The following is a 19,235-nucleotide window of genomic DNA, read 5'->3' as shown; positions in this document are numbered from 1 at the left end:
ACACCGGGCGCCGCCCGGTGTCCACTCGCGTCGTGCCGCGCCGCCCTCCAGCCCTACCGCCTCCCGGGCCCGCCGACGTGGTGCCCTACCTGCGCACCCGGCACGGCGCCATCGCCCTGGCGCACCGCGGGTTCAGCCTCGACGGGCGGGAGAACTCGCTCGCAGCCTTCGCGGCGGCCCGTGCGCTCGGGCTCGAGCACGTGGAGACCGACGCGCACGCGACCGCCGACGGCGTCGCGGTCGCCCTGCACGACGAGCGCCTCGACCGCACGACCGACGCGACGGGGCTCGTCGCCGCCCTGCCGTGGGACGTCGTGCGGCGCGCCCGCATCGCCGGCGGCGAGCCCGTCCCCCGGCTCGACGAGGTGCTCGGCGAGCTCCCCGACCTGCGCGTCAACGTCGACGTCAAGAGCGACGACGCCGTCGGGCCGGTCGTCGAGGCCGTCCAGCGGACCGCCGCGCACGACCGCGTGTGCCTCACGTCGTTCTCGACCCGTCGGCGGCGCCGCGCGGTGGCGGTCCTCGGCCGTCCCGTCGCGACCTCGGCGGGCCAGGCGGAGGTCGTGGCGTTCCTCGCCGCCGTCCGCGCACCCCGCCTGCCCGCGCGGACCCGGGCCGCGGCCGTCCGGGCGGCCCTGCGGCACGTGGACTGCATCCAGGTGCCCGAGCGGTCCGGGCGGCTCGTCGTCGTCGATGCGGCGACCGTCGCCGCCGCGCACGCCGCCGGCCGCCAGGTGCACGTGTGGACGGTGGACGACCCGGCCGACCAGGGGCGGCTGCTCGACCTCGGCGTCGACGGCCTCGTGACGGACCGCGCGGACGTGCTGCGCGACGTGCTGCGGGCGCGGGGGGCCTGGGGCGGCCGCTGACCCTCCGGACGGGCGGTCGCGGTGGGCCGCGGGACCCGGGCGCGCGCGCGACCTCGCAGGTCGTGACCTCCCCCGGGCGCGTCACGGTGGACGGGAGGGGCCCCGGGGACGGACCATGAGCGGCACGTGCGGCGCGCACGGTCAGCCCGTACCGGTCGCCGGTGCCGGCAGGGGGACGGCGGGGGAAGGGTGCGGATGGCGGACAGGGACGGGCCCCGGGGCGTGGCGACCGTCGCCGCGCCCGTCCACGCGCCCGTCCCCGCGCCCACCGCCGCGCCCGCCGCTCCTGCTGCTGCCGCTGCTGCTGCCGCTGCTGCCGACGAGCGTCGCCACGAGGCGCACGCCGTCGTCGAGGACGACGTGGTCCGCCTGGAACCCGCGCCCGAACCGCCGGTGCCGACCGCCGCCGCGGCCCCGTCGGCCGCCCCCACCGACTCCCCGACGTCCGCGGGCCCGACGTCGAGCCCCGGTCGAGGCCCGACCTCCTGGACGCCGGAGCCGCGGACGGCCGTCGGCACCCCGGGCACACCGGGCCGGGAGCCGCGCGCGGCCCCCGCACCAGCGCCCGCTGCTCCGCCCGCTCCCCCGCTCGCACCGGCCGCCGGCTCCTCCCGGCCCTCGCCGGCACCTGCACCGGCTGCCGCCGCCGCCGGCTCCTCCCGGCCCTCGCCCACACCGGCTGGCGCACCCGCGGCGGGGTCGGTGCAGGGCGCTGCACACGTCACGACGCCCGCTGCCACACCCACGGCGACGACCGCACCTGCTGCCGCTCCCGCCGCGTCGGCGGCACCGGCGTCGGCGTCCACGTCTGGGTCGGGCCCCGCTCGACCCACGACCTCCGCCGCCGACCGCCGGCGGCTCGACGAGGCGTGGCTCGCGCAGGGGTGGCGGATGGTCGAGGCGGCCACGGCCGGCCGGGAGGCGGCGGCCCGCACGGTGCTGCGGGCCGCAGGGGCGTCGTGGGCCGTCTGGGTCGCCGTGAGCGTGCCCGTGCTCGCTGCGTTCCGACCCGGGCTCGTCGCCGCGGCGGCGGCCGCGGTGCCGGCCGTCCTGCTGGCGCTGGCGTTCCTCGTCGCGCTCACCGCGACCCAGCCCGCCCGGGTGGCCTTCGACCCTGCGGACCCCGCCGGCATCGAGCTCGCGCACTGGCGCGCCGCCGGGGCGACGAAGCGCCGCGTGGCCTGGGCGCAGACGCTGCTCGCGCTCGGCGCCCTCGGGGTGGGAGCGGCGCTCGTCGCCCTCGCCGTCCCGTTCCCGCTCTGAGCGCCTGGCCGGCAGCGCCCGACCCGGCAGCGCCCGACCGGGTAGCGCCTGAACCGGCAGCGCCCGACCCGGCAGGGCCCGACCCGGCAGCGCCCGACCCGATCGGACCTGACCTGGCCGCGCCGGCTCAGCCGCGCAGGCCCGCGGCGAGCTGGCTGTCGACGTCGGCCAGCGCGCTCGCTGACGTGCGCAGGTACTGCGCCATGCCGCCGAGCGCCGAGACCGCGTCGGTCAGCGACTGCGTGTACCGGCGGTAGGAGTCGCCGAAGGCCACGGACGCCTGGTCGGTGACGAAGCCGGAGGCGACGAGCCCGTCGACGTACGCCCGCATGGCGGTGAGCTCACCCACCATCGAGTCCTGCCCGCCGGTCAGCCGCGTCGCGGCGTCGGTCATGTCCTGGTAGCTCACGCTGAGGTTGGCCACGGTCGGCCTCCGTCCCTGTCGGCGCGGGCGCGTCGCCCGGCGCGCCGCGGGTCCTCCCCGCGGCGGGCCGGACGCTAGCGACGGCGGGCCGGGGCGCGTGCGTCGTCGTCCACAGGCTACGAGGCCCCGCGGGGGGCGACGGTCACGCCCGCCCGACCGGCGGCCTCAGCCCTCGACGACGGCCAGCGCCTGCTCGAGGTCGCGCCGCAGGTCGTCGATCTCCTCGAGGCCGACGGACAGCCGGACCGTCGTCTCGCCGATGCCCACCGCCGCCCGCCCCGCGGCACCGAGCCGCCGGTGCGTCGTGGTCGCGGGGTGCGTGACCAGGGACTTCGCGTCGCCCAGGTTGTTGGAGATGTCGACGACCCGCAGCCGATCCAGCACGCCGAACGTGGCCGCCTTCGCGGCCTCCGGCGTCGACCCCTCCGGCACGCGCAGCGTGAACGTCACCACCGTCCCCCCGGCGGTCTGCTGGGCCGTGGCCAGCGCGTGCTGCGGGTGCGAGGGCAGGTACGGGTAGCGCACGGACGCCACCGCGGGGTGACCCTCGAGCCAGCGGGCCAGCTCGAGCGCGGAGGCGCTCTGGTGCCGCACCCGCAGGGCCATCGTCTCCAGGCCCTTGAGCAGCACCCAGGCGTTGAACGGCGACATCGAGGGGCCGGTGTGGCGGATGAAGGTCTCGACCGGCCCGTGCACGTAGTCGTCCCGGCCGAGGATCGCCCCGCCGAGCACCCGCCCCTGGCCGTCCATGTGCTTCGTCGCCGAGTAGACGGTGACGTCCGCGCCGAGGTCCAGCGGCCGGGACAGCACCGGCGTCGCGAAGACGTTGTCCACGACGACGGTCGCGCCCGCGGCGTGGGCCAGCGCGCTCACGGCGGCGATGTCGACCATGTCCTGCATGGGGTTCGACGGGGTCTCGAAGAACACGACGTCCGCCGGCGTGGCCAGCGCCGCCTCCCACTGCTCCAGCACGTGCCCGTCCACGTAGTCCGTGCGCACGCCCCACTTCGCCAGCAGCTCGTCGAAGATGACGACGGACGAGCCGAACAGCGCCCGCGCCGCGACGACGCGTGACCCGGACCGGACGAGCGCCGCGAGCGCGGTGAACACGGCGGACATGCCGGTGCCGGTGGCGTAGCAGGCCTCGGCGCCGTCCAGCAGCCGCAGCCGCTCCTCGAACGTCGCCACGGTGGGGTTGGCGTACCGGGAGTACATGAAGCGGTCGGCCTCGCCCGCGAAGGCGGCCTCGGCCTGGGCGGCGGAGTCGTAGACGTAGCCCTGCGTGAGGAACAGGGCCTCGGAGGTCTCCCCGAACGGCGTGCGCACCCCGCCGCCGCGGACCGCCAGCGTGCCCGGCCCGAGCTCCTCGCGCGGGAGCCCCTCGTGCCAGTGCCGGGGCCCGGGGCCGCTCACGCCTGCCGCCACGGCAGGCCGGCGGCGCGCCACCCGGCGTGCCCGCGGTGCGCGTCCGGGCCCACGTCGCCCTCGAACCCCTCGAGGACGTTCAGCGCCCGGCCGAGGCCGGCCCTCGTCGCCGCCGTCGCCGCCGCGACCGACCGGACGCCGCTGCGGCACAGGAAGAGCAGGGGCCGGTCCGAAGCGCCGGCGCCCGCATCGGCCGCGTCGGTTCCGTCACCGCCGGCCGCGTCGTCGCCCAGCGCCGCCCGCAGCTGCTCGACGAAGTGCGGGTTCGCCTGGCCGGACGGGTAGGACACCCACTCGACGAGCGCCGTGCGCCGCGGGCCGTCCGGGCCGAGGGCGGAGGTGTCCGGGATGCCCACGTAGCGCCACTCGGCGTCCGTGCGGACGTCGACGAGCACCGCGCGCGGGTCGTCCTGCAGGGTCTGCCAAGCCTCCTGCGGGGTGACGTCCCCGGCGTAGGGCCTGTCGGGCGTGCTGCTCATCGCTCCTCCATCGGTCCTGGCGGAAGCACCCTGCTGCGCCGACCTGCACCTGTCCGGGGACGGGCGGGGTCGAGCCGGGTTGCTGCGGCGTTGTCGAGCCAGATCTCTCGGCCGCTCTGGATGGTCGTCGCAGCGTACGGCCTGGCGTCGCGGACGTGAGACGGGCGTCCCGCATGCCGGACGCGCGTTGACGCCCGCGTGCGCCGCTGCCGATCATTCCGGCGAGGTCATGAGCGCCAGCGCGAAGCCCCGGCTCGCTGGCCGGCAACCCTCCCGCCGCGGTGGGGTGCCCCGGGTGACGACACGGCCGTGCCGCCGACCGGCGGACGGCAAGCGCGGGCGGGCCGGGTCGGCCCTGCCCCCGGCAGCAGGAGGCCCCCATGTCGACGACGGTCGCGACGCAGCACCGCCCCGCCCCCGTCCCCGCCGGCGACGCCTGTCCTGGCGCCGCCCCGCTCCTGCCGCTCGTCGGCGCGCGGACGCCCGTTCCGCTGCTCGACGGGACCACGCGTGCGTACACGAACCTCGACAATGCGGCCTCGACGCCCGCGCTCGAGGCCGTGGCCGCCCGCGTGACGGAGGTGCTGCCGCACTACGCGTCCGTCCACCGCGGCGCGGGCTACCTGTCCCAGCTGTCGACCGCCCTCTACGAGGAGTCGCGCCGGACGATCGCCGCGTTCGTCGGCGCCCGGCCCGACGACGTCGCCGTCATCACCCGCAACACCACGGACTCGTTGAACCTCCTGGCCGGCTGCGTCCCCGCCGGCGGCCGGGTGCTCGTGCTCGACCTCGAGCACCACGCGAACCTGCTCACGTGGATCAGCGGCGACGGCACCGACGGCCGGCCCACCGGGTCCGTCCTGCCGGCCGAGGCCACCGTCGCCGAGACGCTCGTCGCCCTGCGGGCCGAGCTGGCGCGCACGCCGTACGCGCTGCTGGCCGTCACAGGTGCGTCCAACGTCACGGGCGAGTCCCTGCCGCTGCCCGAGGTCGTCCGCCTGGCGCACGCCGCGGGCACGCGCGTCGTCGTCGACGGCGCCCAGCTCGTCCCGCACCGCTCGGTGTCGCTGGCGGAGACGGACGTCGACTGGGTGGTCCTGTCCGGGCACAAGATGTACGCGCCGTTCGGGGCGGGCGCGATCGTCGGGCGCCGGGACTGGCTCGACGCGGGTCGGCCGTACCTGGCCGGCGGCGGCGCGGTGCGCGACGTGCGCACCGACGGCGCCACGTGGCACCCGGCCCCCGCGCGGCACGAGGCCGGGTCCCCCAACGTCCTGGGCGCCGTCGCCCTGGCGCAGGCCTGCACGACGCTGGCCGGGCTCCCCGCCGGCGCGCTGCACGCGCACGAGACGGCGCTGCGCGACGCGCTCGTCGCCGGGCTGGAGGCCCTCGACGGCGTGCAGGTCGCCCGGCTGTGGCCCGACGCCGAGGACCCGGTCGGCGTCGTGACGTTCACGCTGCCCGGGCACGACCCCGGCCTCGTGGCCGCCTACCTGTCCGCCGAGCACGGGATCGGCCTGCGCGACGGCCGGTTCTGCGCCCACCCCCTGCTGGCGCGGCTCGGGGCCAGCGGCGGTGCGCTGCGCGCGTCTGTCGGCGTCGGCTCGAGCCTGGCCGACGTGGAGCACCTGCTCGCGGGCCTGCGCACGTTCCTCGCGGTGGGGGCAGGGGCGCGGTACGCCGTCGTCGACGGCTGCTGGACGGTGGCCGACGACCCCCGGCCGGCGCCCGCGCTCGACGGCGTCGCCGCGATCGCCGCGACGGCGGCGGCCTGCGGACCCGCGCTCCCCTGAGGGGCGCCGCCCGGGCCGGCGAGCGGACCGGGCGCGAGCGGCATCTGAGTGGACGGCTGACCGACGACTGACCGACGGCCGACCGACGGCTGACCGACACCGTGACGTCGCCCGTTCGTCGTTCGTGCGTCGTCCGGGCGTCGCCGGCGTCCGGTGAGGTGGGACCGTGCGCGTCGCCCTCGTCACCGAGTCCTTCCTGCCGCACGTCAACGGCGTCAGCCGGTCGGTGGTCCGCGTGCTCGACGAGCTGTCGCGGCACGGCCACCCAGCGCTCGTGCTCGCGCCCGGCGAACCACCCGCCCGGGTGCACGGGGCGCGTGTCGTGCGGCTGCGGTCGGTGCCGCTGCCGGGGCACGCCGGCCTGGCGCTCGGCGTGCCGTCGGCGCGGACGCTCGAGCGCCACCTGCGGGCCTTCGGGCCGGACGTGGTGCACCTCGCGTCGCCGTTCCTCACCGGGGGTCCGGCGGTCCGCGCCGCCGCCCGGCTCGGCGTGCTGACCGTCGCGGTCTACCAGACCGACGTCGCCGGGTTCGCCGCCCGCTACGGCCTCGGCGCCGCGGCGGAGGCGGCCTGGTGGCGGGTCCGCGCGGTGCACGAGGCGGCCGACCTCACGCTGGCCCCCTCCCGCATCGCCGCCGCCGACCTCGAGGACCACGGCGTGCCGCGCGTGCGGCTGTGGCCGCGCGGCGTGGACACCGCGGCCTTCCACCCCGCCCACCGCGACCCGCGCCTGCACCGGCGGCTCGCGCCCGACGACGAGGTGCTCGTCGGCTACGTGGGGCGGCTCGCACCCGAGAAGCGTCTCGAGGACCTGCGGGCCGTCGCGGGCCTGCCCGGCGTGCGCCTCGTCGTCGTCGGGGACGGGCCCGAGCGTGCGCGGCTGGAGCGGCTGCTGCCCGGTGCGCGGTTCCTCGGCGTGCGGACGGGGGCAGCGCTGTCACGCCTGGTCGCGACCCTCGACGTGGCGGTGCAGCCCGGGCCGCACGAGACGTTCTGCCAGTCCGCGCAGGAGGCGATGGCGGCGGGCGTCCCCGTGGTGGCGGTCGGCGCGGGCGGCGTCGCGGAGCTCGTCGCCCCGAGCCGGACCGGCTGGCTGTACCCGCCGGGCGACCTGCCCACGCTGCGCGCCCGGGTCGCCGACCTCGCCGGGGACGCCGCCAAGCGCCGGGCCATGGGCCGGGCGGCCCGGGAGGCGGTCGAGGGCCGCACCTGGCCGGTCGTCGTCGAGCGCCTCCTCGACCACTACGCCGACGCCGTCGCCGCCCGCGCCGCAGGCGCCGGCGGCTCCACGGGCCGCCGCGACGCCGTGGACGCCCGGTGAGCGCCTCCGCCGGCGGACGCCGCCTGCACGTCGTCCACCTCACCAACGCGTGGGCCGCCCGGTCGGGCGGGGTGCGCACGACGCTGGTCGCCCTCGGGGTCGGGTACGCCGCGCGCGGGCACCGGCTGACCGTGGTCGTCCCTGGCGCGCGCACGCAGGTGACCACGCACCCGTGGGGCACGCTCGTCCAGCTCCCGGGGCCCCGGGTGCCCGGCACGGGCGGGTACCGGGCCCTCGTCGACGCCCGGGCCGTACGGCACACCCTCGACACCCTCGCGCCCGACCGGCTGGAGGTCTCCGACCGGTTCACGCTGCGGCACGTCGGGGCGTGGGCCCGTGGCACGGGCACGCCCCTCCTCGGCATCGCGCACGAGCGCGTGGACGGGCTGCTGCAGACGGTCGGACACCTGCCGGGGTCGGTGGCCCGCAGCCTCGCCGACCGGCACAACGCGACGACCGCCGCCGCGTTCGACCGCATCGTCGCCACCACCGCGCACGCCGCCGCGGAGTTCGACCGCATCTGCGTGCCGACCGTGCGGATCCCGCTCGGCGTCGACCTCGCGACATTCCGGCCCGTGCTCGACGAGGAGCTCGACGAGGAGCTCGACGAGGGGCCCGACGAGGGGCCGGGCGTCCGGCGGTCCGTCGGGCCGTCCGCGGGGCCATCCGCCGGGGCGTCCGCGGACGCGGCCACGGGCGTGCGCACCGGGCCCGCGCGGCTCGTGCTGTGCAGCCGGCTGTCCCCGGAGAAGCGCCCCGACGTCGCCGTCGACGCCGTGCGCGCGCTGCTGCGCCAGGGCGTCGGCGTGCGGCTCACCGTGCTCGGCGACGGGCCGGAGCGCGCAGCGCTGGTGCGGCGCGCCCACGACCTGCCCGTAGAGTGGCGCGGCTTCGTCGCCGACCGGCGGGAGGTCGCCCGCACCCTCGCCGCGGCCGACGCCGTGCTGGCCCCCGCGCCGGCCGAGACCTTCGGCCTCGCGGCGCTGGAGGCGCTCGCGTGCGGGACGCCGGTGGTGGCGGCCTCGTCGTCGGCGGTGCCCGAGCTCCTCGTCGCCGGGACCGGCCGTGCCACCGCCTGCGCCCCCGAGCCCCTGGCCGCCGCCACGGCAGGCGTGCTCGCGATGCCGCGTGCGGCCGCGCGCCGCGCCTGCCGCGCCCGGGCCGAGGACTTCAGCTGGGACCGCACGGTGGAGGGCTTCCTCGCCGCCCACGCCGACCGGCCCGCGGAGGACGTCGCCCTCGTCCGCGGCTGACGACCCCCGGGCGGCGCGGGACGGGCACCGCTCCACGCTCGGTGGATGACGAAGCCCATCACCCCCACCGTCCACGCCGCCCTCGACTACGGCGTCGCCGCGACGCTGCTGACGGCACCGCACCTGCTGGGGACGAGCACCCGCGCGAAGGTCTTCTTCGGGGCCTTCGGCGCGCTCGCGACCACGGTGAACGCCCTGACCCGCACCCCGCTGGCGGTGCGTCCCGTGCTGTCCCTGCGCGCGCACCGCACCGCCGACCTGCTCGCGGACCCGCTCTACCTCGCGCTGCCCCTGGTGACGGGCATCGCCAAGGAGCCGCGCGCCCGGGCCCTGTGGCTGGCCACCGCGGCGATGCTCGCGGCGTCCGTCGCCCTCACCGACTGGGACGCGCGCCGCTCGGTGTGCTCGTGGGTGAGGGCCGACGTGTCGGAGGCGGACGCGCGCGCCACCCGTTCAGCTCCTCGGCTCGACCCGTCAGGTCCTCGGCGAGGTGGTCCGGCGACGAGCACCCGTGAGCGGGTCGCCGTGACGGTCGGTGAAGTGCCACCGGCTGCCGCGGCGAACGATCTCGATCCCGAAGGTGTGGACACGGGCGTGGTGGTGCCAGCACAGCAGGACCCCCTTGTCGGCATCGGTGTCCCCACCGTCACGCGCCCCGTGCCGCACGTGGTGCACCTCGCACAACGCAGGCGGCGCGTCGCACCCCGGGAACCGGCACCGCCCGTCACGGGCCACGACCGCGCGGCGACGGGGACCGCTGAACGTACGCTGCGACCGGCCCACGTCGATCTCCGAGCGCGGCCCGAACACGACCCGCGACAGCACGCTGTCGCACGCGAGCCGCGCCAGCACCGAGGCCGGCACCGCTCGTCCGCCGACCAGCTCACCCACGCCGAACCTCTCCACGTCCCCGGACACCCCGAGCTCCGATGACGCGCCGGAGAGGCAGCTCCCGTGCCGCTTCCCGTCCTCTCCCTGACTCGACGCCGCTCCCGACGACCAACAGGGCGACCTACCCGACGAACCGCGTCGTGATCGGATCCGCTCGTCGCCGTCTTCGTGACCGTCCTCGTGGCGGTCTCCGGTCGCCGAGCCGCCCGCGACCGCGCGCTGCAGCGTCTCCCAGTCCACCACGACGCTCAGGTGCGGTCGCTGCTCCCCGCTGGGCCCCGCCAACCCGTGGTCCAGCGTCAGCCGTGCCAGGTCGACCAGTGCCCGCGCCCGTCGCTGGGAGGACGTGCGCTCGTCGTCGGCCGCGGGCACACCCGTCACCGCCGCCAAGGCGTCCCGCACCACCACCCCGTTCTCCTCCGACAGGAAGCCCGAGACGTGGTAGCCGCCGGTGGTGGCCGACAGGTCCAGGAACTCCCGCTCGGAGACCTCCCGGAACCCGCGCTCGTCGGCCTCCGGGTCGACCGACGCCGACCACCGCGACACCAGCCGACGGAACGAGCTCACCGGCAGGTCGCGCGCCTGCGCGAGCAGGAACCCCTCCCCCACCGACGAGCCCTCGTCCTGCAACACCGCCGCCCGCACCGGCGTGTTCGCCGCCGCCGCGATCGCCCGCGCCGCCTCCATCCCCACCTCACCCGCCACCGCCGCGGCCGCCGTCGCCGGGACCACGTCGCGGAAGGTGCGGCCCGTGCGCACCAGCGCCGCCGCGCGGACGTGAGGGACGCGGCCCACCGAGGACACCCACTGAGCGAGCGAGCGCGCACCGTCCAGCGCCCACAGCCCGTCGGCCTCGACCACCGGCAGCAGGCCGGCGGTGATCGCCTCGAGCCGCCCGGCGAGCGCCATCGCGAGGCGGACGGCCTCCAGGGCCTCCTGCCCCTCGGTGGCCCGTCCCGCCGCTCCGTGACGCAGGAGTGCGGCCGCAGCGGTGTCCACCGCCTCGGCCACCGCACCGAGGGCACCGAGCACGCCGGTGGTGGCCATGGCACCTCCTCATCCTCGACGGCGGCCCGACGGGCCTTTTCCTCCTGCTCGAACGATGCCATCGACCACTGACACGACGACCGTCGTAGCGCCCTCGGGAGGGGCCACCAGCAGGAATGCAGCGGACGATGCCGAGGGAGGCTCGGCTCGCGACGATCGTGTCGTCCGATCCCATGACCGTGGACGCTCCTCAACCGCGTCCGGCAGTCGAGCAGTACAGGGGCGGACGAGGAGCTCGTCGCGCGCCGGTCGGCCGGCGGTCGCTGCACGGGCGCACGCGATCCTCTGCCTTTTCACATCGCCGCTGCTCACGACCGGCGGCGGAACCTGATATCGAGGACAGAAAGATCACTCGGAGGAGTTGCCAGCAATACGGGAGCCGTCCACAGCCTCGATTTCTCCCGCGTTCTCCACAGTGCGCGTGGTCGACGACCGGATTCCCGACCCGGACGATGGACGCGCGGATGAGCGGGCGACGACGGCGTCACTGACGACGGGCGCATCTGCGCTCTCCGACACCACGGCCCTTGCGGGGTGGGGCGCGCGCACCGCCCGACCGACGCCGTCCACAGGCCCGGCACACCGGGTGTCGGTGGCGGGGGCTAGCGTCGGTCGCACCATGGACCAGACGACGACCCCCACCGTCACGACGCCCTCCGCGACGCCGCCCGGCACGACGACCAGCAGCACCGCCGACGACCCGCGGGAGGCGGTGCACGCCGAGGCGCGGGCGGCGCTGCGCGCGCTCGTCGGGCGGGACGACGTCGACTTCCGGGACGGGCAGTGGGAGGCCGTGGCCGACCTCGTCGTCGACCGGCGGCGCGTCCTCGTCGTGCAGCGCACCGGGTGGGGGAAGTCGGCGGTGTACTTCGTCGCCACGGCCCTGCTGCGGGCGCGCGGGGCCGGCCCGACGCTCATCGTCAGCCCGCTGCTGGCGCTCATGCGGGACCAGGTGGCCGCCGCGGCTCGGGCCGGCGTCCGGGCGGTGACGATGAACAGCGCCAACGCGCACGCGTGGGACGAGGTCACGGCTGCGCTGGCTGCCGACGAGATCGACGTCCTGCTCGTCTCCCCCGAGCGGCTCAACAACCCGAAGTTCCGCGCTGAGCTCCTCCCGGGCCTGCGGGAGCGGGCGGGGCTCGTCGTGGTGGACGAGGCGCACTGCATCAGCGACTGGGGGCACGACTTCCGGCCCGACTACCGCCGCATCCGCGACCTGCTCGGCGACCTGCCGACGGGGACGCCCGTGCTGGCGACGACCGCGACCGCCAACGCCCGCGTCGTGCAGGACGTGGCCGAGCAGCTCGCGGACGGCTCCGACCACCCCGTGACGACGCACCGCGGGCCGCTCGCGCGGGCGTCGCTGCGGCTCGGGGTGCTGCCGCTGCGGGCACCGCGGGACCGGCTCGCCTGGCTGGCGGCGCACCTCGACGAGCTGCCGGGCAGCGGGATCGTGTACGCGCTGACGGTGTCGGCGGCGGAGGAGACCGCGGCGCTGCTGGCGGCTGCCGGGCACACCGTGCGCGCCTACACCGGGCGCACGGACGTGGCCGAGCGCGAGGAGGCCGAGGAGGCCCTGCGGGAGAACCGCGTGAAGGCGCTGGTGGCGACGAGCGCGCTCGGCATGGGCTTCGACAAGCCCGACCTGGGCTTCGTCGTGCACCTCGGGGCGCCCTCGTCACCGGTCGCCTACTACCAGCAGGTCGGCCGCGCCGGGCGTGCGACCGACCGGGCCGACGTGCTGCTGCTGCCGGGCGAGGAGGACCGGGAGATCTGGTCGTACTTCGCGACGTCGTCGATGCCGCGCCAGGACCAGGCCGCGGCCGTGCTCGACGCCCTCGGCCGGGCGGGACGGCCGATGTCGACCGCCGCCCTCGAGACGGTGACCGACGTGCGCCGCACCCGGCTGGAGCTCCTGCTCAAGGTGCTCGACGTGGAGGGCGCCCTCGAGCGCGTCGGCGGCGGGTGGACCGCGACCGGGCAGGGCTGGACGTACGACGCCGAGCGCTACGGCCGCGTCGAGGAGGCCCGCCGCGCCGAGGCCCGCGCGATGCTCGACTACGAGGCGACCGACGGCTGCCGCATGCGGTTCCTCGCCGAGCAGCTCGACGACCCGTCGGCCGCCGACTGCGGGCGGTGCGACCGGTGCGCGGGCACGTGGTTCCCCACCGACGTGCCCGAGCAGGCCCGCGAGGACGCCGACCGGCGCCTGCGGCAGGTCGGGGTCGAGGTGCCGCCCCGCGCTCAGTGGCCGACGGGCATGGACCGGCTCGACGTGCCCGTCAAGGGCAAGATCGCGGCCGACGAGCAGGTCGGCGAGGGGCGGGTCGTCGCGCGGCTCACCGACCTCGGCTGGGGCCAGCGCCTGCGCACCCTGCTCGACGCGAGGACCCCCGACGCCTCCGCCGACCCGGCGCTGCTCGGCGCCTGCGTCGCCGTGCTCGCCGGGTGGGGGTGGGCACGCCGGCCGGTGGCGGTCGCGGCGGTGCCGTCGCGCCGGCACCCGCAGCTCGTCGCCTCCGTGGCGCAGCACCTCGCCGAGCGGGGACGGCTCGAGTGGCTCGGCACGCTCGAGGCGCCCGACGGCGGGCCGCGCGGCGAGCCGGGCGGCAACAGCGCCTTCCGGCTCGCGGGCGTGTGGGACCAGCTCGCCGTGCCGACCGGGATGGCCGAGCGCCTCGCGCAGGTGCGCGGGCCGGTGCTGCTCGTCGACGACCTCGTCGACTCGCGCTGGACGCTGACCGTCGCCGGGCGCGCACTGCGGCGGGCCGGCGCCGACGAGGTGCTGCCCTTCGCCCTGGCGTCGGTCGCGTGACGTCCGGCGCGCACGGTCGTGAGGGGCGACCTAGCGTGGTCGACACCTCGCGCCCGACGGTCCAGCCCCGGCCCCCGCGGCGTCGTCGCCCTGAGGAGCGCCCGTGCTGACCGAGGTCGCCGACCGCGTCCACCGCATCGACCACGCGTACGTCAACTGCTACCTCGTCGAGGAGGAGGGACGGCTCCTGCTCGTCGACACCGGCGTGCCGGCGCACTGGCGCCGGATCGGCGGGGCCGTGCGCGCGCTCGGCCGACGACCGTCGGACGTCGTGGCCGTCGCGCTCACGCACGGGCACTTCGACCACACCGGCAACGTGGCGCGGGCGATGGACGTGCTCGGCGTGCCGGTCTGGGCCGGCACGGAGGACCTGGAGCTGGTGGAGCACCCGTACCGTTACGCGCACGAGAACCCGCGGGCCGCGTACCCGCTGCGGCATCCCGCCGGCGTGCCGGTCCTCGCGGCGCTGATGGCGGCCGGGGCCTGGCACGTCCGGGGCGCCCGCGGCCTGCGGGCGTACGAGAGCGGCGGGGTCCTGCCCGTACCCGGCCGCCCGGTCGTCGTGGACTCCCCCGGCCACACCTGGGGGCACGTGGCCCTCCACCTGCCGGAGCGCGGCGTCCTGCTCTCCGGCGACGCGCTCGTCACGCTCGACCCGTACACCGGCGGCCGCGGCCCGCAGATCGTCGCCGGCGCCGCGACCGCGGACTCCGCCGCGGCCCTCGCCTCCCTCGACGCGCTCGAGGCGACGGGCGCCGCGACCGTGCTGCCCGGCCACGGCGACCCCTGGACCGCCGGGGTCGCGGAGGCCGCAGCCCGCGCCCGGGAGGTCGGCGCGCACTGACCCGCGCGCTCGCGTCGAGCCCTGCACCCGTCGGCCGGGTGCAGGACTCGACGCACGTCAGGCCGCCGGCGTCCCCGGCACCAGCCGGTGGTAGGCACGGTCGCGGTAGACGAGCGGCCGCGCCTCGGGCCGGGTCCCGTGCTCGAGCGCGTGCAGCGAGACGAGGAAGCTCGTCCCCACCGGCAGCCGGTCGAGCACACGCGCCCGCACCCACGACTGCGTGCCGTGCAGCACCGGCTCCCCCGACGGCAGCCGCGACCAGCCGCCCCCGGCGAACCGGTCCTGCCCGCGCGTCGCGAACCGCGACGACACGTCCGCCTGGTCCTCCGCCAGGAAGTTGACGACGACCGTGCGCGCCACCGACAGCGCGGGCCAGGACGACGAGCCCGAGTCGACGGAGAACGCCAGCAGCGGCGGGGCCGCGGACACGGAGATGACGGACGTGGCGGTGAACCCGACCGGGCCCCGGGGACCGCTCAGCGTCACCACCGCGACACCCGCGGCGTGCTGCCGGAACACGTCCTTGTACTCCTCGGGCGTGAGGCCGTCGGGGTCGGGCACCGGCAGGAGCTCGTCGGACGGCACGAGGGCCGACGCCACGACGGGAGCCGGCACGACGGGAGGCGCCACGACGGGAGGCGCCACGACGGGAGGCGCCACGACGGGAGACGGCACGACGCGGGCCCCGCGGTCCGCGCTCAGCGCGGTCACGACGCCACCACCGACGCCACGGCGAGGGGCGCAGGGACGGGCGCAGGGACGGGCGCAGCGACGGGCGCGGCGACGGGCGCAGCGACGGGCGCAGCGACGAACGCGGCGACGAACGCGGTGCCCGTCGCGGTGCCCGTCTCGGTGCGAGGTGCCGTGGCGGGCGACGACGCCACGCCGACCGCGCGGAGGACGGCCGTGCCCGACCGCTCCCACCACGCGGCGACGGCATCGGGCAGCCCGGCCAGCGCCGGCACGGGGACGACGAGCGAGGCCGCCGGCACGACGGCCCCGAGCTCGACGAGCACCGGACGCAGGTGCACCTCCCCCACCAGCGCGTGGGTGAGGTCCCCGGGCACGACGAGGGGCACCGCGACGACGCCGCCGAGGCCCTGCGGCCCGACGAGGTCGAGGAACGCCTTGAGCAGGCCGGGCACCGACGCCTTGTACACCGGCGTGGCGACGACGAGCAGGTCCGCGGCGGTCACGGTGGCCAGTGCCGCGTCCGCGCCGGGGTGCACGGGCACGAGCAGCTCGGCGGCGAGGTCGGCGAGGTCGATCTCCGCGACCTCGACCGCGGAGCCGGTGGTCGCGGAGCCGGTGGCCGCGGAGCCGGTGGCCGCGGAGCCGTCGGCCACGGTCAGGGCGTCCGCCAGGTGCCGGCCGAGCACGGCTCCCGCGGCGGCGGTGCGGGAGGCGGGGCGGGGGTTGCCGGTGAGGACGACGACGCGGCGTGCCGGCGGACCGCCAACGGGGGCGCTCGTCGTCGCCGGCGGGGCGCCGAGGGTGGGTGCGAGGGACACGGGTGGCTCCAGGGTGGGGGCAGGGCGGGGTGCAGGTGGGGGGTGTGCAGGTGGGGTGCAGGTGGGGTGCAGGTGGGGTGCAGGCCCGGGTGCGGGTCGGAGGTGACCGGCGACGGGTCTCAGATGGCCTTGCCGGGGTTGAGCAGCCCGTGCGGGTCGAAGGCGTGCTTGATGCGGGCCTGCACGTCGCGCGCGACCGGGCCGAGCTCGTCGTCCAGCCAGGGCCGCTTGAGGACGCCGACGCCGTGCTCGCCCGTCAGCGTCCCGCCGAGGGCGAGCGCGAGGGCCACGATCGCGTCGACGGTGTCCTGCACGCGCGGGGTGACGACCCCGTCGTCGGTGAGGACGACGGGGTGCAGGTTGCCGTCGCCGGCGTGCGCGAGGGTGAAGACCCTCACGCCGGTGCGGGCGGCGATCTGCTCGATCCCGCGTACGGCGGCCGCGAGCGCCGACCGCGGCACGGCGACGTCCTCGATGAGGACGTGCCCGTGCCGCTCGATCGACGGCAGCGCGAGCCGGCGCGCGGCGACGAGGGTCGCCGCCCGCTCCGGGTCCGCCGTGACCTCCAGGTGCGCAGCGGTCGGCGTCAGGACCGCGACGACGGCATCGGCCTCGGCCGCCGCGGCGAACCCGTCCGTCTGCACGAGCAGCAGGGCGGCGCCGTGCGCGCCGAGGTCGGTCCCCTGGGCGGCGTCGACCGCGGCGAGGGTGGCCCGGTCGAGCAGCTCGAGGGTCGAGGGTCGGACGCCCGCCGCCGTGATGGCGGTCGCCGCCGCGGCGGCGGACTCCACGTCCGTGAAGGACGCGGCGATCGTCGCCGTCGCGACCGGCAGCGGCACGAGCCGCAGCGTCGCCCCGACGACGACGCCGAGCGTGCCCTCCGAGCCGACGACGAGCGAGGTGAGGTCGTACCCCGTGACGCCCTTGAGCGTCCCGGCACCCGTGCGCAGCAGCGACCCGTCCGCCAGGACGACGTCGAGGGCCAGCACGGCGTCGCGCGTGACGCCGTACTTCACGCAGCGCAGGCCGCCGGCGTTCGTGGCGATGGTGCCGCCGATCGTCGCGAGGTCGACGCTGCCGGGGTCGGGCGCGTACCGCAGCCCGTGCGCCCGGGCGGCGCGGTCGAGGTCCCCGGCGATGACGCCGGGCTCGACGACGGCCACCGCGTCCTCGGCACGGATCTCGACGATGCGGTCCATCGCCGACAGGTCGAGCACGACCTGGCCCGGCCCCGCGGACGCCCCGCCGGCGAGGCCCGAGCCCGACCCGCGCGCCACGACCGGCACCCGGTGCGCGTGCGCCCACCGCATCGTCGCGACCACGTCGGCGACCCCGTGCGCGCGCACGACGGCGTCGGGCACGCCCTCGGGGCCCCAGCCGGACCGGTCCGTGCGCGCCGCGGTCCGCGCCGGGACGTCCCGGAGCACCTCCGTCACGGCGGCCACCAGCTCGTCGAGCGCCGTCGGCGTCATCGCGTCCCTCCCGGTCCGGGGTGCCCCGTCGCCAGGATGCCGCGCCTCGCCCGACGCCGTCGCGCCGCCGAGCCCGGCCTCGCTCAGCGCCGCCCTCATGCGCGCTCCCCCGCGACGTCCCGCGCGATCGGCGCGAGGCCGCCACGCGCGGACCGCAGACGCAGGCGCTCGAGGAAGAGCACGAGCGTGGCGGCGACCGTGCGGTGGGCGACGTCGTTGAGGACGTCGTGCAGCCCGTCCTCGACGAGCACGACCTCGCCCGCGCCGAGCCGCCGGTACAGCGGCACGGCGTCGACGGCCGGGCTGATGGCGTCGGCGGCGCCGTGCAGCGCGAGCACCGGCACGCCGAGCGCGGCCCGGGCCGCCCGCGCCGGGCTGAGCACCGTCGTCGCGGACGAGCCGAGCACCGACGCGCCGATCCCGCTGCGCGCCGCCCGGTCGAGGACCTTGCGGTGGTTCGGGCACGCGGTCCGGGCGGCGACCTCGTCGGACCACGAGCCGCCCCACGGCCCGGACCCGGGCTCGGCCGCCCCCGGCAGCCCGACGAGCACCACCGCGTCGGGCCCGGGCGTGCCGGCCGCGGCGGCGGTCGTCGTCGCCGTCACCGCCGCGAGCGCGCCGGCGTCCACGCCGACCAGCACGCGCGGGGCGGGCAGCGTCGCGTCGGCCAGGAGCGCCGCGACGGCCTCCCGCCGGTGCCGGCCCTCGTCGACCGCCACGACCCGGTACGCGTCCGCGGACAGCCGCCGCCCGAACCGCTCGTAGACCTCCGGGGTCTCCCCGCGCCCGACGAGCACGACGAGCGTGCCGCGCGGCGCGATGCCGTCCGGCTCCGTCCAGGTCCGCGTGGCGACCGTGGCGCCGGCGGGGGTGCCGTCGGGCTCCGGTCCCGTCGCCACCGGCCGCGCGGGGTCGTTCGACCACGCCGACCACGAGCCGGGGAACAGCACGGGCGCGTACCCGGCGACGGTCAGCGCCAGCGCCTCGTGCGCCGCCGTGACGCCCGAGCCGCAGGACACCCCGACCGGCACCTCGGGTCGCACGCCGAGCGCGGCGAACCGCGCCGCGAGCGCGTCCGCCGGCAGCAGACGGCCGTCCGGGCCGAGGTTCTCGGCCGTCGGCGCGCTGACGGCGCCGGGGATGTGCCCGGCGCGCGGGTCGACGGGCTCGACCTCGCCCCGGTACCGCTCGCCGGCGCGGGCGTCGAGCAGGCGTCCGTCGCGGGCGAGGGCGGCGGCGCCGTCGGCGTCCACGGTCGGCAGGTGCCCGCCCGACAGCACGACGTCGCCGGGGACCGGCGCCGGTGCGTCCCCGGACTCCAGCGGCAGGCCCGCGGCGCGCCAGGCGCCGAGCCCGCCGTCGAGCACGCGCACGCCCGCCAGGCCCGCCCAGCGCAGCAGCCACCAGGCGCGCGCCGCCGACTGGCCGCCGGCGTCGTCGGCCACGACGACCGCCCGGTCGGCGCGGACGCCCCAGCGCCGGGCGGCGGCCTGCAGGTCCGCCACGGCCGGTAGCGGGTGCCGGCCGTCGGTCGGCGCCCCGTGTCCCGCCAGCTCGCTCTCGAGGTCGACGTACACCGCGCCGGGCACGCGGCCGGCGCGGTGGGCCGGTCGGCCGTCGGGGGCGGCGAGGCTCCAGCGCACGTCGAGCACGACGGGCGGTGTCGGCCCCTGCAGCAGGCCGTGCAGCTCCTCGGGCCCGACGAGGTGCCGCCGGGCGGGGTCGTCGCCGGCGAGCACGTCGTCGGCGAGGACGTCGTCGGCGAGGGTGACGTCGGCGAGGGTGACGGCCTCGAGCGCGTCGGGCGTCAGGACGTCGGTGGAGAGGG

General features: G+C 77.9%; 14 protein-coding genes, 1 pseudogene and 1 riboswitch. Of the genes and pseudogenes, 7 read left to right on the top strand and 8 right to left on the bottom strand.

The window, feature by feature from the left end; translation table 11 throughout:
• The first annotated feature begins 80 nt into the window (after positions 1–80).
• Both AC2TDM_RS05540 and AC2TDM_RS05535 read left to right on the top strand, forming a co-directional pair.
• A complete protein-coding gene (locus AC2TDM_RS05540; protein WP_484636058.1) occupies positions 81–869 on the top strand; it encodes a glycerophosphodiester phosphodiesterase family protein in 789 nt (262 codons plus the stop codon).
• Between the two features lie 891 nt (positions 870–1,760).
• Complete coding sequence (locus AC2TDM_RS05535) at positions 1,761–2,132, top strand: hypothetical protein (protein ID WP_484636057.1); 372 nt, start codon at positions 1,761–1,763, stop codon at positions 2,130–2,132.
• Between the two features lie 127 nt (positions 2,133–2,259).
• Here the strand turns inward: AC2TDM_RS05535 and AC2TDM_RS05530 are convergent, their stop codons facing one another.
• From AC2TDM_RS05530 to AC2TDM_RS05520, 3 genes are all read right to left on the bottom strand, one after another.
• The gene (locus AC2TDM_RS05530; RefSeq protein ID WP_090033484.1) at positions 2,260–2,556 is read right to left on the bottom strand and encodes a WXG100 family type VII secretion target; all 297 of its coding nucleotides are present in this window, start codon (positions 2,554–2,556) and stop codon (positions 2,260–2,262) included.
• 165 nt (positions 2,557–2,721) lie between these two features.
• Positions 2,722–3,969 carry an O-succinylhomoserine sulfhydrylase gene (locus tag AC2TDM_RS05525; RefSeq protein WP_484636056.1) on the bottom strand — a complete coding sequence of 416 codons (1,248 nt, stop codon included), beginning with the start codon at positions 3,967–3,969 and terminating at the stop codon, positions 2,722–2,724.
• Entirely contained in the window at positions 3,966–4,460 is a 495-nt protein-coding gene (locus tag AC2TDM_RS05520) for a rhodanese-like domain-containing protein (protein ID WP_484636055.1), read from the bottom strand. Before AC2TDM_RS05520 ends, AC2TDM_RS05525 begins: the two co-directional genes overlap by 4 nt.
• 225 nt (positions 4,461–4,685) lie before the next feature.
• Positions 4,686–4,802, top strand: a riboswitch (SAM riboswitch).
• Between the two features lie 38 nt (positions 4,803–4,840).
• Between AC2TDM_RS05520 and AC2TDM_RS05515 the strand changes: the two genes are divergently transcribed.
• From AC2TDM_RS05515 to AC2TDM_RS05505, 3 genes are all read left to right on the top strand, one after another.
• The gene (locus tag AC2TDM_RS05515; RefSeq protein WP_484636054.1) at positions 4,841–6,253 is read left to right on the top strand and encodes an aminotransferase class V-fold PLP-dependent enzyme; all 1,413 of its coding nucleotides are present in this window, start codon (positions 4,841–4,843) and stop codon (positions 6,251–6,253) included.
• A gap of 166 nt (positions 6,254–6,419) precedes the next feature.
• On the top strand, positions 6,420–7,574 hold the full coding sequence (locus tag AC2TDM_RS05510; RefSeq protein ID WP_484636053.1) for a glycosyltransferase family 4 protein: 1,155 nt from the start codon (positions 6,420–6,422) through the stop codon (positions 7,572–7,574).
• Positions 7,571–8,827, top strand: coding sequence for a glycosyltransferase (locus tag AC2TDM_RS05505; RefSeq protein ID WP_484636052.1), 1,257 nt, complete (start codon positions 7,571–7,573; stop codon positions 8,825–8,827). Before AC2TDM_RS05510 ends, AC2TDM_RS05505 begins: the two co-directional genes overlap by 4 nt.
• Positions 8,828–9,301: 474 nt before the next feature.
• Here AC2TDM_RS05505 and AC2TDM_RS05500 read toward each other — a convergent pair whose 3' ends face one another.
• Positions 9,302–10,765 carry an HNH endonuclease signature motif containing protein gene (locus tag AC2TDM_RS05500; protein ID WP_484636051.1) on the bottom strand — a complete coding sequence of 488 codons (1,464 nt, stop codon included), beginning with the start codon at positions 10,763–10,765 and terminating at the stop codon, positions 9,302–9,304.
• A 619-nt stretch (positions 10,766–11,384) separates the two neighbouring features.
• On the opposite strand from AC2TDM_RS05500, the gene AC2TDM_RS05495 reads away from it, so the two are divergent.
• Together AC2TDM_RS05495 and AC2TDM_RS05490 are read left to right on the top strand one after the other, a co-directional pair.
• On the top strand, positions 11,385–13,580 hold the full coding sequence (locus AC2TDM_RS05495; RefSeq protein WP_484636050.1) for a DEAD/DEAH box helicase: 2,196 nt from the start codon (positions 11,385–11,387) through the stop codon (positions 13,578–13,580).
• Positions 13,581–13,683: 103 nt separating this feature from the next.
• Complete coding sequence (locus AC2TDM_RS05490) at positions 13,684–14,424, top strand: MBL fold metallo-hydrolase (RefSeq protein ID WP_484636049.1); 741 nt, start codon at positions 13,684–13,686, stop codon at positions 14,422–14,424.
• Positions 14,425–14,481: 57 nt separating this feature from the next.
• On the opposite strand, the gene AC2TDM_RS05485 is transcribed toward AC2TDM_RS05490, so the two are convergent.
• The 4 genes and pseudogenes from AC2TDM_RS05485 to AC2TDM_RS05470 all read right to left on the bottom strand — a co-directional run.
• On the bottom strand, positions 14,482–15,054 hold the full coding sequence (locus tag AC2TDM_RS05485) for a flavin reductase family protein (protein ID WP_484636048.1): 573 nt from the start codon (positions 15,052–15,054) through the stop codon (positions 14,482–14,484).
• A gap of 77 nt (positions 15,055–15,131) precedes the next feature.
• Positions 15,132–15,935, bottom strand: coding sequence for an NADPH-dependent FMN reductase (locus AC2TDM_RS05480; protein ID WP_484636047.1), 804 nt, complete (start codon positions 15,933–15,935; stop codon positions 15,132–15,134).
• A 119-nt stretch (positions 15,936–16,054) separates the two neighbouring features.
• Positions 16,055–17,407: an FAD-binding oxidoreductase gene (locus tag AC2TDM_RS05475; RefSeq protein ID WP_484636390.1), complete on the bottom strand. Its 1,353-nt coding sequence runs from the start codon at positions 17,405–17,407 to the stop codon at positions 16,055–16,057.
• 887 nt (positions 17,408–18,294) lie between these two features.
• Positions 18,295–19,095 (bottom strand): annotated as a pseudogene (locus AC2TDM_RS05470) (sulfurtransferase); the annotation flags it as partial.
• Between the last annotated feature and the right edge of the window lie 140 nt (positions 19,096–19,235).

The sequence above is a fragment of the Cellulomonas sp. plas2 genome, assembly GCF_057221735.1.
The sequence above is the reverse complement of the archived record's forward strand: the minus strand, read 5'-3'. Positions and strand labels throughout refer to the sequence as shown.

Excerpts from the sequence above, each read along its gene's own strand:
- AC2TDM_RS05535 (WP_484636057.1), top strand. The coding sequence starts at position 1,761 with ATGGTCGAGGCGGCCACGGCCGGCCGGGAGGCGGCGGCCCGCACGGTG.
- AC2TDM_RS05515 (WP_484636054.1), top strand. The coding sequence starts at position 4,841 with ATGTCGACGACGGTCGCGACGCAGCACCGCCCCGCCCCCGTCCCCGCC.
- AC2TDM_RS05495 (WP_484636050.1), top strand. The coding sequence starts at position 11,385 with ATGGACCAGACGACGACCCCCACCGTCACGACGCCCTCCGCGACGCCG.
- AC2TDM_RS05520 (WP_484636055.1), bottom strand. The coding sequence starts at position 4,460 with ATGAGCAGCACGCCCGACAGGCCCTACGCCGGGGACGTCACCCCGCAG.
- AC2TDM_RS05500 (WP_484636051.1), bottom strand. The coding sequence starts at position 10,765 with ATGGCCACCACCGGCGTGCTCGGTGCCCTCGGTGCGGTGGCCGAGGCG.
- AC2TDM_RS05475 (WP_484636390.1), bottom strand. The coding sequence starts at position 17,407 with ATGACGCCGACGGCGCTCGACGAGCTGGTGGCCGCCGTGACGGAGGTG.